Annotated in this window: 17 protein-coding genes; 4 read left to right on the top strand and 13 right to left on the bottom strand. The window is 73.6% G+C overall.

Going from position 1 to position 14349, the window contains the following annotated elements; all coding sequences use genetic code 11:
- Positions 1-11: 11 nt before the first annotated feature.
- The 13 genes from ACI769_RS06905 to ACI769_RS06845 all read right to left on the bottom strand — a co-directional run bounded on the left by ACI769_RS06905 (position 12) and on the right by ACI769_RS06845 (position 10840).
- Positions 12-662 (bottom strand): FliH/SctL family protein, encoded by a 651-nt coding sequence (locus ACI769_RS06905; protein ID WP_409141402.1) that lies wholly within the window; start codon positions 660-662, stop codon positions 12-14.
- Positions 652-1773 carry a flagellar motor switch protein FliG gene (gene fliG, locus ACI769_RS06900; RefSeq protein WP_081600280.1) on the bottom strand — a complete coding sequence of 374 codons (1122 nt, stop codon included), beginning with the start codon at positions 1771-1773 and terminating at the stop codon, positions 652-654. Before fliG ends, ACI769_RS06905 begins: the two co-directional genes overlap by 11 nt.
- Complete coding sequence (gene fliF, locus ACI769_RS06895) at positions 1770-3398, bottom strand: flagellar basal-body MS-ring/collar protein FliF (protein ID WP_034652806.1); 1629 nt, start codon at positions 3396-3398, stop codon at positions 1770-1772. Before fliF ends, fliG begins: the two co-directional genes overlap by 4 nt.
- Before the next feature lie 2 nt (positions 3399-3400).
- Positions 3401-3730: a flagellar hook-basal body complex protein FliE gene (gene fliE / locus ACI769_RS06890; protein ID WP_043658833.1), complete on the bottom strand. Its 330-nt coding sequence runs from the start codon at positions 3728-3730 to the stop codon at positions 3401-3403.
- A gap of 5 nt (positions 3731-3735) precedes the next feature.
- Positions 3736-4128: a flagellar basal body rod protein FlgC gene (locus tag ACI769_RS06885; protein WP_034652808.1), complete on the bottom strand. Its 393-nt coding sequence runs from the start codon at positions 4126-4128 to the stop codon at positions 3736-3738.
- A gap of 1 nt (position 4129) precedes the next feature.
- The gene (locus tag ACI769_RS06880) at positions 4130-4474 is read right to left on the bottom strand and encodes a flagellar basal body protein (RefSeq protein WP_021482579.1); all 345 of its coding nucleotides are present in this window, start codon (positions 4472-4474) and stop codon (positions 4130-4132) included.
- Between the two features lie 229 nt (positions 4475-4703).
- Entirely contained in the window at positions 4704-5021 is a 318-nt protein-coding gene (locus tag ACI769_RS06875) for a hypothetical protein (RefSeq protein ID WP_409141401.1), read from the bottom strand.
- Positions 5011-5433, bottom strand: a complete 423-nt coding sequence (gene fliS, locus ACI769_RS06870; protein ID WP_021483132.1) for a flagellar export chaperone FliS — start codon at positions 5431-5433, stop codon at positions 5011-5013. The genes ACI769_RS06875 and fliS overlap by 11 nt, the downstream gene beginning before the upstream one ends.
- A gap of 26 nt (positions 5434-5459) precedes the next feature.
- On the bottom strand, positions 5460-6836 hold the full coding sequence (gene fliD / locus ACI769_RS06865; protein WP_043658829.1) for a flagellar filament capping protein FliD: 1377 nt from the start codon (positions 6834-6836) through the stop codon (positions 5460-5462).
- A gap of 111 nt (positions 6837-6947) precedes the next feature.
- Positions 6948-7802 (bottom strand): flagellin, encoded by an 855-nt coding sequence (locus ACI769_RS06860; RefSeq protein ID WP_137281550.1) that lies wholly within the window; start codon positions 7800-7802, stop codon positions 6948-6950.
- A 231-nt stretch (positions 7803-8033) separates the two neighbouring features.
- Positions 8034-8891 (bottom strand): flagellin, encoded by an 858-nt coding sequence (locus tag ACI769_RS06855; protein WP_061266687.1) that lies wholly within the window; start codon positions 8889-8891, stop codon positions 8034-8036.
- 132 nt (positions 8892-9023) lie between these two features.
- Positions 9024-9887, bottom strand: coding sequence for a flagellin (locus ACI769_RS06850; protein ID WP_409141400.1), 864 nt, complete (start codon positions 9885-9887; stop codon positions 9024-9026).
- A 152-nt stretch (positions 9888-10039) separates the two neighbouring features.
- Positions 10040-10840 (bottom strand): sigma-70 family RNA polymerase sigma factor, encoded by an 801-nt coding sequence (locus ACI769_RS06845; RefSeq protein ID WP_043658103.1) that lies wholly within the window; start codon positions 10838-10840, stop codon positions 10040-10042.
- 205 nt (positions 10841-11045) lie between these two features.
- Between ACI769_RS06845 and ACI769_RS06840 the strand changes: the two genes are divergently transcribed.
- Genes ACI769_RS06840 through fliW form a run of 4 tightly spaced genes read left to right on the top strand, consistent with a single transcriptional unit; the run spans position 11046 to position 14235 of the window.
- Positions 11046-11534 carry a flagellar protein FlgN gene (locus ACI769_RS06840; RefSeq protein WP_021483253.1) on the top strand — a complete coding sequence of 163 codons (489 nt, stop codon included), beginning with the start codon at positions 11046-11048 and terminating at the stop codon, positions 11532-11534.
- A 12-nt stretch (positions 11535-11546) separates the two neighbouring features.
- On the top strand, positions 11547-12968 hold the full coding sequence (gene flgK / locus ACI769_RS06835) for a flagellar hook-associated protein FlgK (RefSeq protein WP_391514218.1): 1422 nt from the start codon (positions 11547-11549) through the stop codon (positions 12966-12968).
- A gap of 29 nt (positions 12969-12997) precedes the next feature.
- Positions 12998-13870 (top strand): flagellar hook-associated protein FlgL, encoded by an 873-nt coding sequence (flgL, locus tag ACI769_RS06830; RefSeq protein WP_021483277.1) that lies wholly within the window; start codon positions 12998-13000, stop codon positions 13868-13870.
- Positions 13870-14235, top strand: coding sequence for a flagellar assembly protein FliW (fliW, locus tag ACI769_RS06825; RefSeq protein WP_021483278.1), 366 nt, complete (start codon positions 13870-13872; stop codon positions 14233-14235). The genes flgL and fliW overlap by 1 nt, the downstream gene beginning before the upstream one ends.
- Positions 14236-14349 lie beyond the last annotated feature (114 nt).

Genomic DNA, 14349 nt, shown 5'->3' with positions numbered 1-14349 from the left:
GACCGGGGCCGTCACGACGACCCTCCGGACGCGCCGGGTCCGGCGTCGGGCGTGAGGTCGGGCCCGACGTCGAGCAGCGCCAGCTCGGCCCGCGCCCGGTCGACGGCGGCGCGCACGCGCGCGTCGAGGAAGCCGTGCTCGAGCTCCGCGACGGCGTCGCCGCGGTCGAGCGACGCGTCCGCGACGAGGCGGACGTCGTCGACCCCGGCCTCGGTCAGCAGGCTCACGTCGTCGGGGTGCAGCCGCACGGCGACGACCGCGCCGTCGGCGACGGCCGTCGCGCGCGCGAGGGCCGCGCGGGCGGCCCCCGGCCGGTCGGTGAGCTCGTACCCGAGGACCGACCCCGCGAGGTCGAGCGCGCCCCGGACCGTGGCGTCCTGCGCCGCGGCGACGACGGGGACCGTCCGCTCGCCGAGCGCCCGGGCGGCCTCGCGCAGGACGGCGACCGCGCGCGCGGTCCGCTCGTCCCGCTCGGCGGTGCGCCGTGCGTGGTCCGCCTCGAGCGCGGCGCGCAGGTGCTCCGCCTCGTCGCGGGCCGCGCGGGCCCCGGCCGCGTAGCCGGCGGCGTACCCGCGGGCCGACGCCGCCGCCTCGACCTCCGCGACGCGGTCGCTGCGCAGGACCGGCACGGCCCGCGGCACGAAGTAGGCGTCAGTAGACAAGCTCGTCCCCGTCCGTGCGGTGGATCGTGATCTTCTCGTCGGCCTCGAGGTTGCGGACGACGCGGACGATCTCCGCGCGCGCCTCCTCGACCTGGCTGATGCGCACCCCGCCCAGCCCGGCGACCTCCTCCTCCAGCAGCGCCCGGTTGCGCTCGGAGATGTTCTTCGTGATCGTCTCGACGACCTTGGCGGTCGTGCCCTTCATGGCGAGCGCGAGCACCGACATCTCGACGCCGCGCAGGATGATCTGCACGTCGCGCGCCTCGAACGAGGCGATGTCCTCGAAGGTCAGCATGCGCGAGCGGACCTCCTCGGCGAGCTGCGGGTCGCGGGCCTCGAGCCCTTCGAGGACCGCCTTCTCGGTGGCGCCGTCGGAGCGGTTGATGATGTCGACGAGCGGCTGGACGCCGCCGAGGATCTCGACCGGCTGGCGCGGGGTGATGCTCGCGCCCATGCGGGTGCGGAACTGCTCCGACACGATCTTCACCGCGTCGGGCGACGCGGTGCCCATGGTCGCGAGCGCCTGCGCGACGTCGGTGCGGTAGTCGTCGGCCAGCTTGGCGAGCACCGCGGACGCGACGCCCGAGCTGAGGTGCGCGAGGACGAGCGCGACGGTCTGCGGGTGCTCGCCGTCGAGCAGGGACACGATCTGTCCCGGCTCGGTGCCGTCGAGGTACTCGAACGCCTTGCCCTGCATGCTCGCGACGAGGCGCTCGACGACGTCGGCCGCCCGGTCGGCGCCCATCGACGCCTCGAGCAGCCCGACGGCGAAGTCCTTGCCCCCGCGCGGGCGCGGCGTGCCGGACAGCGCCATGTCGTAGAACTCGTCGAGGGCCGCGACCGCCAGCTCCTCGTCCACCACCTGGGTGCGCATGATCTCGGCGGCGACCTCGGAGGCCTCCTCCTCGGAGAGCAGCGACAGGACCGTCGCCGCCCGCTCCTGGCTGAGCTGCATGAGCACCAGGGCGACCTTCTGCACCCCGCTCATCGCGGCGACCTTGCGCGCGGCCTCGGTCGCGAGCGCCGCGGCGGCGGGGTCGAGGGCGGCCGCCAGGCCGGCGGCGCCGGTGCCCGCGGGCGCCGTCTCCGGCGGTGCCGTCGTGACGCTCATCGCTGCGCCCCCGCCCGGTCCTCGGCGAGCAGCACCCGCAGGTACTCGGCCGTCTTGTCGGGGTCGGTCGCCGCGAGCGCGTCGATCTCGGCCCGACGCTGGTCGAGGCTCGTGAACCGCGGGGTCGGCGGCTGGATCTCCGGCCGCTCGGGCACGGGCTCGAGCTCGCCCTGACCGCCGCCGGACAGGAGCGCCGGGTGCTCGTCGTCGCGGTCGAGCTCGTGCAGGGTCGTCATGCGGAGGTCCTCGAGGTCGACCGTCTCGCGCCGCTCGCGGCGACGACGGGCGCGCCGCACGGCCACGAGCACGATCACCAGGGCGATGAGCACCCCGGCGACGACCGCCGCGGTGCGCAGCATCTGCGCCCGGCTCTCGGCGGCGGCCGCCTCCTCCGCCGCGGCGAGCGCGGCCTGGGCCGACTCCGCGGCGCCCGTGTCGAACGGCAGCACCGCGACCTCGACGGTGTCCCCGCGCTCGGCGTCGATCCCGGCGGCGGCGGAGACCATCGCGGTGATGGCGGCCGTGTCCATCCCCCGGGCCACCTCGGCGTCGAGCGCGACCGACACGGCCTGCCGGGTCAGCGCGCCGGCGGGCGTCGTCGTGGTCTCGGTGACCTTGTCGATCGCGTTGTTGCGCGTGGCGTCCTCGGACGTGTAGCTGCTGTCCGCGCCGGCACCGCCCGGGACGGCGATGTTGTCCGGGCCGAGCACCCCCGCCGTACCCCCGGCCCCGCCGGTGTACTCCTCGGTCGTCGTGGACTCGTTGAGGACCGGGCCGCCCTCCGGGGTGCGGAACGTCTCCTCGAGCCGCTCGGAGCTCGCCACGTCCATCTGGGCGGTGACGGCGACGGTCGAGTTCCCCGCGCCGACGACGCGGTCGAGCATCGCCTGCACCTGCCCGGAGACCTTCTCCTCGTACTGCCCGGCCTGCTCGCCCGACGACCGCGCCCCGACGCCGACCTCGGAGAGCACCTCGCCCTGCGCGTCGACGACCGCGACGTCGGTGGGCGCCATGCCGTCGATCGACGCCGAGACGAGGTGGACCATCGCCTCGACCTGCTCGGTCGTGAGCTTCTGGCCCCGGGCGGGAGCGACGAACACCGACGCGGTCGGGGTGCCCTGCTCGGCCGCGAAGACCGTCTCCTCGGGGATCGCGAGCTGGACGGTCGCCGTCTCGACGCCGTCCATCGCGGAGAGGGTGCGGGCGAGCTCGCCCTCGAGCGCGCGCTTGTACGTCACGTCCTGCTGGAACTCGCTCGACGTGACGCCCATCTCGTCGAGCAGCGAGTAGCCGCCCGTCGACTCGTCGGCGGGCAGGCCGGCCGTCGCGGCCGCGAGCCGCTGCTCGTAGACCCGCTCCTCGGGCACGAGCACCGTGCCGCCGCCGTCGGTCAGCTCGTAGGGCACGCCCTGCGACCGGAGCTGGTCGACGATCGCGGCGGCGTCCGCGCTCGACATGCCGGAGAACAGGGGCGTGTAGCTGGGGCGCGACGCCCACGACACGAGCGCGACGATCCCGACCACGAGGATCGCGAGGGCGAGCAGCGCGAGCGTGCGCTGGGCGATGGTGAAGTCGCGGACGGCGCCGAACGCGCGGCCGAACGTCGACCTGATCTTCTCGGGCATCGTCAGGCCTGCATCCTCATGATCTCGTTGAACGCGTCGACCGCCTTGTTGCGCACGGCGGCGACGAGCTCGAGGGTCGTCTGGGCACGGGTGGAGGCGATGGTCGCCTGGTGGACGCTCTCGAGGTCGCCCGTGACGGCGGCGATCGCCAGCTCGTTCGCGGCGCCCTGGAGCTGCTGCGTGCTGTCGACCGCGCCGCCCAGCACGTCGGCGAAGGCGCTCGCGCCCGCGGCACCGGTCGACCCGGTCGCGGCGGCGGCGGTCGCGGAGAGGCTCTCGACGCCGGTGAGGTACCCGGTGCCGGTCGTGGCCTCGACGGAGGGGATGGGCATGAGGATCACTTCCCGATCTGGAGTGCTGCTTCGTAGGCCGTCTTCGCGCGGTCGATCACGGCGGCGTTCGCCTGGTAGCCGCGCTGGGCGAGGATGAGGCTCCCCATCTGCTCGGACATGTCGATGTCCGGGTAGCGCACGTAGCCGTCCTCGTCCGCGAGCGGGTGGTCCGGCTCGTACGTGAGCCGACCCTCCGCGCTCCCCCACGCCGCCCCGGCGACGTACGCGCCGGGGTTCTTCTCGCCGCCCTCGGTGGCGAGGACGTAACGGGCGCGGAACGCCGCGTCGTCGGTCGACGTGACGGTGTTGACGTTGGCGAGGTTGTCCGCGACGGCGTCGAGCCACTTGCGGTGCAGGGTGAGGCCGGTGCCGGCGATGCCGAGAGCGTCGTTGGTCATGTCAGGCCGTCCGCATCGCCGCGCGCAGGGCGGCGGCCTCGCCGCCGACGGCCTGGGTCGCGAACTGGTAGCGCAGGACGGTGTCGACGTTCGAGACGGTCTCGGTGTCGAGGTTGACGTTCGAGCCGTCGAGCCGGGTCGGCTCGAGCGAGCGGTCGACGGTGAAGGCGGTGCGCCGGGCGTCGCCGTCGGCGACGGAGGCCGCCAGCGCCTCCTCGAACTGCACCCGCTTCGCGGTGTAGCCCGGGGTGTTGATGTTGGCGACGTTCTCGGCGATGGCGCTCTGCCGGGCGGACAGCCCGTCCAGCGCGCTCTGGATCGCTACGGAGGTGACGGAGTCGAACACGGTCGCGGATTCCCCACGTCGTCGGTGTCGGCCGTCCGATGGCCTGCGGGGGGAGCGGTCCGTGCTCACCCTGAGCTGCCGACGACCGAGGGGCCGCCGTGCGTCGTGCGCGCGCAGCGGGGACGTGTGCTGCGCGGTCGGTCGTGTGCTCACCCGACCCCTATGCAGGGTCGCGACGTGTGAGCCGCACTCGCCCGGGAGCGCCGCCGGGCCGGAGGTGTCGCGGGGGTCAGGCGCTCACGTCGAGGTACGCCGCCGCGGTCGAGTCGTGGGCGCGCGGCACGCACGTCAGGGCACGGGAGTGCCGCCGGTTCTCCACGATGGCGGCGTGCAGGCGGTCCACGACGTCGGCCTGGCGGACCAGGACCTCGAGCGCGCGGTCCACGAGCTCGGCCGGGAGCCGCCCCAGCCCGGTCGGAGGGGTCCACGCGGCCAGGTGGGCGACGGCCGTCTCGCCGGCGTGCTCGCCGGCGACCGACGCCATCGCGTCGAGCTCGTCGAGGGCACTGGCCCAGGCCGTGAGCGTGCCCGCGCGGTCAGGCGACACCGGTCGCTCCGCCGCCGTGCGCCGCGGCGCTCCCGTGCCCGGCGGGCAGCACCTCCGCGGCCTGGCGCCACGTCTCCTGGAGCGGCACGACGATCTCGAGGACCTCGTGCGTGCGCCCGATGTCGCGGTGGACGTTCGCGGCGACCAGCGCCTCGTGGACGTAGACGTAGAGGGCCATGAGGTCCTCGGCGCCGTCCCAGACCGTGGTGTCGAGCGAGCCCATGAGCTCGGCCACGATCGCCTGCGCGTGCAGGAGCTGCTCGGACGCGGCGGCCCACCGCTCCTCGCCCTGCGCGGCCTCGGCCCGGCGCAGGTCGAGCACGAGACGGTCGTAGAGCAAGGTCAGCAGGCGCGCGGGGGACGCGGTGAGGATGGCGTCGCGCCCGTAGGCGCTCCGGGCGAGGTGGGTCACGGCGGTTCCTTCGCGGGAGGTGCGGCTCAGCGCTTCGAGGACGAGGAGGGCATGAGGGTCGCGAGCTGGCCCGTCAGCCACTGCTGCTGCGAGTCGAGCTTGGCGAGCTGGACCTCCATGACGGTGTACTGCGCGGTGAGGCGCTTGAAGCGCTGCTCGAGCCGCTGGTCCCACCGGGCGATCTGGTCGTCCAGGCGGGTGGCCTGGGTCTCGCGGTTCTTGACGGACGTCGTGAGGAGGCCGTCGTACTTGTCGGAGAGCATCTCGGAGGCCTTCTGGACGCGCGTCGCGACCTGCGTGAACGTGCTCATCGTCGTGTCGGGGTCGGCGGCGAGGGCCGCCGAGAGCTTCTCGGCGTCGAACGTGACCTCGCCGTAGCGCGTGATCTCGATGCCGATCGACGACAGGGACGCCCCGTCCACCGGGTCCGTGACGGCGCCGAGCAGCGACTGGCGCGCGTTGCGCACGATGGACTCCCCGGCGAGCGTCGCGCCGGAGGTCGAGCCGTCCGACCCGATCGTCACCTTGGTCTGCGTCCCGATGCGCGCGAGGATCGCGCTCACGGCGTCGACGAGGCTGCGGACCTTGTTCGCGCGCGCCTCGGGGTCCTCGCCGACGGTGACGGTGACGGGGTCGGCGGACGCCTTCGAGACGGTGACGTCGATGCCGGGGAGGAGGTCGGTGAACGTGCTCGACGCCGAGGTGACGGTCTGCTCGGCGGCGGTGCCGGCCCACAGGCGCACCACGGAGTCGGCGGCCGCCGTGACGGTGGCCGCGCCGGGAGCGGCGAGCAGGTTCGTCGCGGTGCCGGCGTCCACCTCGGCGGCGGTCCCGGCGTGGAACGAGAACGCGCCCGCGGCGCCCGTCGCGGCGCCCGTGAGCTGGAGGCGGTAGAGCTTCTCCCCCGTCGCGGCGTCGGTGCCCGCACCGACCTTGACCGCGGTGACGCCCGCGTCGGCGCGGTTGATCGCCGCGACGACGTCGTCGAGCGACGTGGAGGCCGCGGTCAGCTCGGTGTGCTCGCCCGCGGCGTCCGTGAGGGTGAAGCGCGTGGTGGGAGCCGTCGTGAGGGTCGCGGTGACCGACTTCTGCGCGGTGGCGACGGCGTCGACGACGACGTCGATGCTCCCCGGGGAGGCGCCGGCGCGGGCGGCGACCGAGACCGCGTCGGACGAGCCCTTCGCGGTGAAGAGCGCGAGCGCGTCGCCGGCGGTGAGCTCCTTGGCGAGCTTCGCGAGCGCGGCCACGCGCGTGTTGAGGTCCTGGAGCGCGGTGATCTCGGAGCGCTCGGCCTTGACCTTGGCCTGGAGCTGCTGCTGCGGGATCGACTCGACGGCGATGAGCTGCTTGACGAGGTCTGCCGTGTTGAGACCGCTCGACAGCCCGGTGAAGGAGATGCCCACGCGGATCACCTCCAGGTGTGGGACGGGGGACGTGCTGGGGACGTGGTGCGGAGAAGACCCGGCGGACGGCGCGGAGGGCGGTCCGTGCCGCCCGCCGGGTGGCCGTCAGGGTCAGCCGAGGAGCTGGAGGACTCCCGAGCTGGCCTGGTTCGCCTGGGCCAGCATCGCGGTGCCGGCCTGGGACAGGATGTTGGTGCGCGAGTAGTTCATCATCTCCTTGGCCATGTCGACGTCGCGGATGCGCGACTCGGCTGAGGTCAGGTTCTCCGTCGCGACGTTGATGTTGGAGATGGCGTACTCCAGGCGGTTCTGCGTCGCACCCAGGCCCGAGCGAGCCGTCGACACGGCCTTGAGCGCCGTGTCGATCGTCTCGATCGCGGCCTGCGCGTTCGCCGCCGTGTCCACCGTGAGGGAGCTGCCGCCCGCGGCGGCGTACACGCCCGCCTCGATGACCGTCTGGAGGTCGTTGGTGGTGAGGTCGATGGTGATGGTGTTGCCGTCACCGGTGCCCTCGGCGCCCACCTGGACCGTGAGGTCGGTCGCGCTGGCCTTGAGCAGGTCGATGCCGTTGAAGTTCGTCGAGTCGACGATCCGGTCGAGCTCGTCCGCGAGCTCGTCGAGCTCCGACTTGATCGCGGTGCGCGCGTCGGCGTTGTTCGTGTCGTTCGCCGCCTGCACCGACAGGTCGCGCATGCGCTGCAGGATCGACTGCGCCTCACCCAGCGCACCTTCCGCCGTCTGCACGACGCTGATGCCGTCCTGCGCGTTGCGCGCCGCGACGCTGTAACCGTTCACCTGGGCCTTGAGACCCTCGGCGATCGACAGACCCGCGGCGTCGTCCGCCGCACGGTTGATCCGCAGACCCGACGACAGCTTCTCCAGCGACTTGCTCTGGCTGTTCTGGGTGCTCGTGAGGTTCCGGTACGTGTTGAGTGCCGAGACGTTCGTGTTGACGCTGAAGCCCATGATGAGTCCTCCGTGAGACGGGCGAGTGGATGATCCCCCAGCCCATCCATGGGCCGGTCACCGAGCACTCTCGGCAGCCACCCTCACGTCGTGGGGGACGACTTTCGACGAGTTCCCCGTCCCGTCGGGGGCGCCCGCGGTGCGCACAGCACGACGGCGCCGCACCGGGTGCTCCGGTGCGACGCCGTCGGTGGGGACGGCCGCGCGGGACCGGCCGCGCGGCCGTCAGGATCAGCCGAGGAGCTGGAGCACTCCCGAGCTGGCCTGGTTCGCCTGGGCCAGCATCGCGGTGCCGGCCTGGGACAGGATGTTGGTGCGCGAGTAGTTCATCATCTCCTTGGCCATGTCGACGTCGCGGATGCGCGACTCGGCGGAGGTCAGGTTCTCCGTCGCGACGTTGATGTTGGAGATCGCGTACTCCAGGCGGTTCTGCGTCGCACCCAGGCCCGAGCGAGCCGTCGAGACGGCCTTGAGCGCCGTGTCGATCGTCTCGATCGCGGCCTGCGCACCGGCGGCGGTCGCGACGTTGAGCGACGTCCCGCCGTTGGTGGCGTCGTAGACGCCGGCCTCGATGATGCCCTGCAGGTCGTTGGTGGTGAGGTCGATCGAGATGGTGTTCCCGCCGCCCGCGCCCTCGGCGCCGACCTGGACCGTGAGGTCCGTCGACGTCGACTTGAGCAGGTCGATCCCGTTGAAGTTCGTCGAGTCGACGATCCGGTCGAGCTCGTCCGCGAGCTCGCCCAGCTCCGAGCTGATGGCGGTGCGCGCGTCGGCGTTGTTCGTGTCGTTCGCCGCCTGCACCGACAGGTCGCGCATGCGCTGCAGGATCGACTGCGCCTCACCCAGCGCACCTTCCGCCGTCTGCACGACGCTGATGCCGTCCTGCGCGTTGCGCGCCGCGACGCTGTAACCGTTCACCTGGGCCTTGAGACCCTCGGCGATCGACAGACCCGCGGCGTCGTCCGCCGCACGGTTGATCCGCAGACCCGACGACAGCTTCTCCAGCGACTTGCTCTGGCTGTTCTGGGTGCTCGTGAGGTTCCGGTACGTGTTGAGTGCCGAGACGTTCGTGTTGACGCTGAAGCCCATGATGAGTCCTCCGTGAGACGGGCGAGTGGATGATCCCCCAGCCCATCCATGGGCCGGTCACCGAGCACTCTCGGCACCCACCGCCACGTCGTGGCCAGTGACCTGCGTCACTTCTCGAGAGCCTCAGGAGCCTCAGCCCAGGAGCTGCAGCACCGACGACGGCGCCTGGTTGGCCTGGGCGAGCATCGCCGTCCCCGCCTGCGCCAGCACGTTCAGGCGCGCGCCGTCGCGCAGCTCCTGGGCGAGGTCGGCGTCCCGGATCCGCGACTCCGCCGCGCGCAGGTTCTCCCCCGTGCTGCCCGCGACGCGCGCCGCGTGGTCGAGCCGGTTGATCGTCGCGCCCATGCGCGAGCGCTCCTCCGAGACGCGCGAGATCGCGCGGTCGATCGCCTCGACCGCCGCACGCGAGGTCATGTGCGCGAGCTCGGGGTACCCCGCGCCGGTCAGGCTCACGCGCAGGTCGCCGTCGCCCGCGACGAGCACCGACGACACCGCCCACGTCACCCGCGGGAGCTGGACGGCGATCGTCGAGGCGGCGTCCCCCTCGGCACCGACCTGGAAGGTCACCGTCGGCTCGCTCGCGAGGAGGAGCTGGTCGGCGAAGGCCGACTCGTTGTGGGTCCGGCTCACCTCGCGCGCGAGCGCCGACAGCTCGTCCTCCATCGCGGCGCGCGCGTCCGGCCCGTTCGTGTCGTTCGCGGCCTGGAGCGCGAGCTCGCGCATGCGCTGGAGCATGCTCTGGATGCCGCCGAGCGCGCCGTCCGCCGTCTGGAGCATGGCGACCGCGTCCGCCGCGTTGCGCTGCGCGACGGCGCTGCCGTTCGCCTGGGCCCGCAGGCCCTCCGCCGTCGTCAGGCCCGCGGAGTCGTCCGCGGCGGTGGTGATCCGCAGGCCGGACGCGAGCCGCTCCGCCGACGCGCCCTGCTCGCGCTGCGTCGTCGCGAGGCGGCGGTACGTCGTCGTCGCCGCCACGTTCGTCACGATCGAGAGACCCATGCGTGCGCTCCTGTCCCGCGCGGCCCCGGGCGGGCCGGCTCGTCCGGTACCGGCCCGTCACCTCGACCGGCCTGCTCCTGGGGACTGTCGGACGCCGCGGCCCGACCGTGGCCGACGTCGGCCGACACCGGTCGACGCCGTCGCGCCCCGGGTCACGACGCCGCGGGCACCGCCCAGGCGGAGCGCTGCGTGGCACCGCCCGCGACGCGCTCGCCCATCGCGGCGAGGTACTCCCGCCGGCGGGCCGTGAGCGGCGCGGCCGGGCCCTTCGCCTCGCGGCCCGAGTAGTGGGCCTCGAGCCCCTCGCGGAGCAGGCGGACCGCCTCGATCCGCGCATGCGAGACGGTCGAGTGGCTGATCCCCAGCTCGGCGGCGAGGTCGCCGACGCTGCGCCCCGCGAAGTACACCTGCTCGACGACGTGCCGCAGCTGGTCCGGCAGCGCCGCCACCGCCTCGCGCACCACGTGCCGTTCCTCGACGGACAGGACCTGCTCCTCCGGGGTCGGCGCCTCGAGCGCGACGTGGTCGTAGGTGGTGTCCTCCATCGCCACGATCGAGCGGCCGGCGTCGTCGCGGGCCGCGCGCACGTCCGCGACCGCGACGCCCATCGCCTCGGCGACCTGCGCGTCGGTCGGCTCGCGACCGAGGGACGCGGTGAGCGACGCCGTCACGGCCGTCAGCGCCTTGATGCGGCGGCGCGCCGAGCGCGGGGCCCAGTCCTGCGAGCGCAGCTCGTCGGCGAGCGCCCCCACGATGCGGCGCCGCGCGTACGCGCCGAACGGGACGCCGCGGGTCGGGTCGAAGCTCGTGGCCGCCGTGGTGAGGGCGACGGCGCCGACCGACGCGAGATCCTCGCGCGAGAGGTGGTCGGCCCGCGCGCACAGGTCGGAGACGAGGAAGCCGACGAGGGCAAGGTTGTCGACGACGAGAGCGTTGCGCTCGGAGAGGTTCACGCCGAAGCACCTTTCTGCTGGGGCGGGCCCGGTACGGCACCGGGAGACGCGGGTGAGGCACGCGGTGGCACCGCGTCCTGACCTCTCCCATGCAGCGGGCGCGGGGATCAGCCGCCACATCCGCACCGCACGTGCCGACAGTGGGTCTCGAGCGGGCGCTGCCCGCCGCCCCGACCGACCACCGCGCACACAAGGGAGAGCCACGTTGGGCCCTCAGGAGCTGTCGACCCTGCTGTGGCGAGAGCGCGAGCTGCTCGAGATGCTGCTGTTCAAGCTCGAGGAGGAGCAGCTGCTCCTCACCGCCGGCCGCACCCGCTGGCTCGCCCACGCGAACCGCGAGGTCGAGACCGTGATGGAGAAGGTGCGCGAGGCGACCCTCGTGCGCACCGTCGCGTCCGAGACCGTCGCGGCCGAGTGGGGCCTGGCGCCCGACGCCACGCTGCGGGAGATCGCCGCGGCCGCCCCGGCCGCAGGCCCCTGGCGCGAGATCTTCGAGGGCCACCTCACGGGCCTCACGGAGCTGACGGTGCGGATCAAGACCGTCCGCGACACGAACACGCAGTTCGTCAACCACGCGTCGCGCTCCACGCAGGAGACGCTCGCGACGCTCGGCGGCGAGCCCCGCACCTACGACGCGACCGGCGCCACCACGGACCGGTCCGACGTCGCCCGCCTCTTCGACACGGTGCTGTAAGGAGTCCCGCCCATGAGCTCGTTCTCCATCCTCAACACCGCCTTCCGTGGCATGAGCGCCGCCCAGGCGGGCATCGACGTCACCGGTCAGAACGTGGCGAACGTCAACACGCCGGGCTACACGCGCCAGCGCGTGCAGCAGTCGGCCACGGCCCCGCTCACCGAGATGGGCCTGGGGCGGCTCTCGCAGTCCGCGCGGTCCGGCCAGGGCGTGACGATCGACGGCGTCGCCCGGCTCGGGAACCTCTTCCTCGAGTCGCGCGTGCGCCAGACGGCGTCCGCCGACGGGTACGCGAGCGTCCGCGCCGCGGCGTTCACGGCCGTCGAGGACATCCACGGCGAGCCCTCGGACACCGGGCTGTCCGCCGCGCTGCAGTCGTTCTGGGGCGCGTGGCAGGACGCCGCGAACTCCCCCGGCAAGGACGCCCAGGCCTGGGTCGTGGTCGAGGAGGCCGGCGCCGTCGTCGACCGGATCGTCGACGGCCGCGCCCGCGTGGAGGCCGCGTGGGGCCAGGCGCGCACGAGCGCGAGCTCGCTCGTGGCCGAGATCAACACGGTCGCCGACAAGATCGCCGCGCTCAACACGCGCATCCTCGACGCCTCCGGCCAGAACGGCTCCGCCAACGAGCTCGTCGACCAGCGCAACCAGCTCGCCGCCGACCTGGCGCGCCTCGCGGGCGCCCAGACGAGCACGAACCCCGACGGCACCGTCAACGTGCTCCTGGGCGGGAACCTCCTCGTCGACGGCCACCACGTGAACGAGGTCCGGCTCGTCGGATCCTCGACGCTCGACGGCGCGGCCGACGACGCGGTGCGGCTCGAGTGGTCGCACCGCCCGGGCGCGGCCCTCGCGCTCGAGGGCGGCGAGCTCGCCGGGCACCTGTCGGCCCTCGCGCCGGTGTCGTCCGGCGGCATCTACGCCCAGGCCGCGGCGGGCTACGACGCGCTCGCGTCGGCGCTCGTCACGCAGGTCAACGCGCTGCACACGACGGGCCTGACGCCGTCGGGCACGCCGGGCGGCGCGTTCTTCGCGATCGAGCCCGGCAGGTCCGCGGGCGCCGGCCTGCGGGTCGCGGTGACCGCGCCCGGCCAGGTCGCGACCGCCGCCGTCGGGGCGGGGTCCCTCGACGGGTCCGTGGCCGACCGCATCGCCGCGCTCGGGACCGCTGGCGGCGGTCCCGACGCGGTGTGGTCGACGCACGTCACGCAGCTCGCCGTGAAGTCGAGCTCGGCCGGCTACGACGCGAAGCTCGCGACCACGGCGTCGACGGCGGCGTTCAGCGACCTGCTCTCGCACTCCGCCGTCTCGCTCGACGAGGAGACCGTGAACCTCATGCAGTACCAGCACGCCTACCAGGGCGCGGCCCGCGTGCTCACCGCCGTCGACGAGATGCTCGACCACCTCATCAACCGCACCGGCCGCGTCGGGCTGTAGCCCACGACCAGGTCCGCAAGGGGAGAACCGTGCGCATCACCAACCAGATGCAGGCCTCGTACGTCACGAGGAGCCTGCAGTCCAACCTCGCGAGGATCGCCGAGCTCCAGGAGCAGGGCACCTCGGGACGCAAGCTCACGCGCGCCTCGAGCGACCCGTCGTCCGCGGCGGACGCCCTCGCGATCCGCGGCCGCCTCGCGGCCGAGCAGCAGTACGACCGCAACATCGCGAACGGCGAGGGCTGGCTCGCGACGCTCGACTCGACGCTCGGCACCGTGACCGACATCGTGCAGCGGGTGCGCGACCTCGTCCTCCAGGGCGCGTCGGACACGACGTCGACGGAGGGCCGGGAGGCCGTCGCCGCGGAGCTCGTGGAGCTCCGTGACGAGCTGCTGCGCCAGTCGAACTCCACGTACCTCGGGCGCACCGTCTTCGCCGGGACCTCGGACGAGGGGGTCGCGTTCCGCGACGACTACTCGTTCACGGGCGGCGGGGCGTCCGTCGAGCGCCGCATCGGCGTCGACTCGACGGTCCGCGTCGACATCGACGGCGCCGCCGTCTTCGGCACCGGGTCCGGCTCGGTGTTCGCCCTGCTGGACACCGTGGCGGCCGACCTGCGCGCCGGCAACGGCAGCGGCGGCCATCTCGCCGCCGTCGACGCGCGGCTCGACGCGGTCCTCACCCAGCACACGACCGTCGGCGCGCGCCAGAACCAGCTCGAGCGCGCCGCCGACACCAACCTCGGCAACCGCACCTCGCTCGAGACGCGCCGCGGCGCCATCGAGGACGTCGACCTCGCCGAGCTCGCGATCGACCTCCAGCTCAAGCAGGTCGCCTACCAGGCGACCCTGAGCATCGGCGCCACCCTCCTGCAGCCCTCCCTCCTGGACTACCTCCGCTGATGACCACGCTCACCTTCGTCACCCCGCCTCCCGGCCTCGCGGCCCGCCGGTTCGAGCTGCTCACCGAGCAGGGCGACGGCGTCTACACGCTGTCCGCGCTCGACACCCCGGGCGTCGAGATGCTCGTCCTCGACCCCGGCCGCTGGGTGCCCGGCTACTCCCCCGCGATCCCGTCGTCCGACCTCGCGCGCATCGGGGCCGAGGACACCGACCCGCTCGTGCTCGTCGTCGCGAGCGTGCGCGCCGGCGGCGTCCACGCGAACCTCATGGCGCCGGTGCTCGTGCACCCCGACACGGGCGCCGCGGTCCAGTCCGTCCTCGACGGCCAGGGGCTCGACCTACGACGGACCCTCGTCACCGCCTGACGTCGCGGACGACCGCGTCCCCACCCCGACCACAGCCACCCCGGCGCCGCTCACGGCACCGGGGTGGCTGTCCGTCGTCGTGCCGTGCCGTGCGGTGCCGGGACGCGCGCCGGG

It is taken from the genome of Cellulosimicrobium sp. RS, from assembly GCF_046159675.1.
GTDB lineage: Bacteria > Actinomycetota > Actinomycetes > Actinomycetales > Cellulomonadaceae > Cellulosimicrobium > Cellulosimicrobium funkei.
This window is presented reverse-complemented; position numbering and strand designations above follow the sequence as displayed.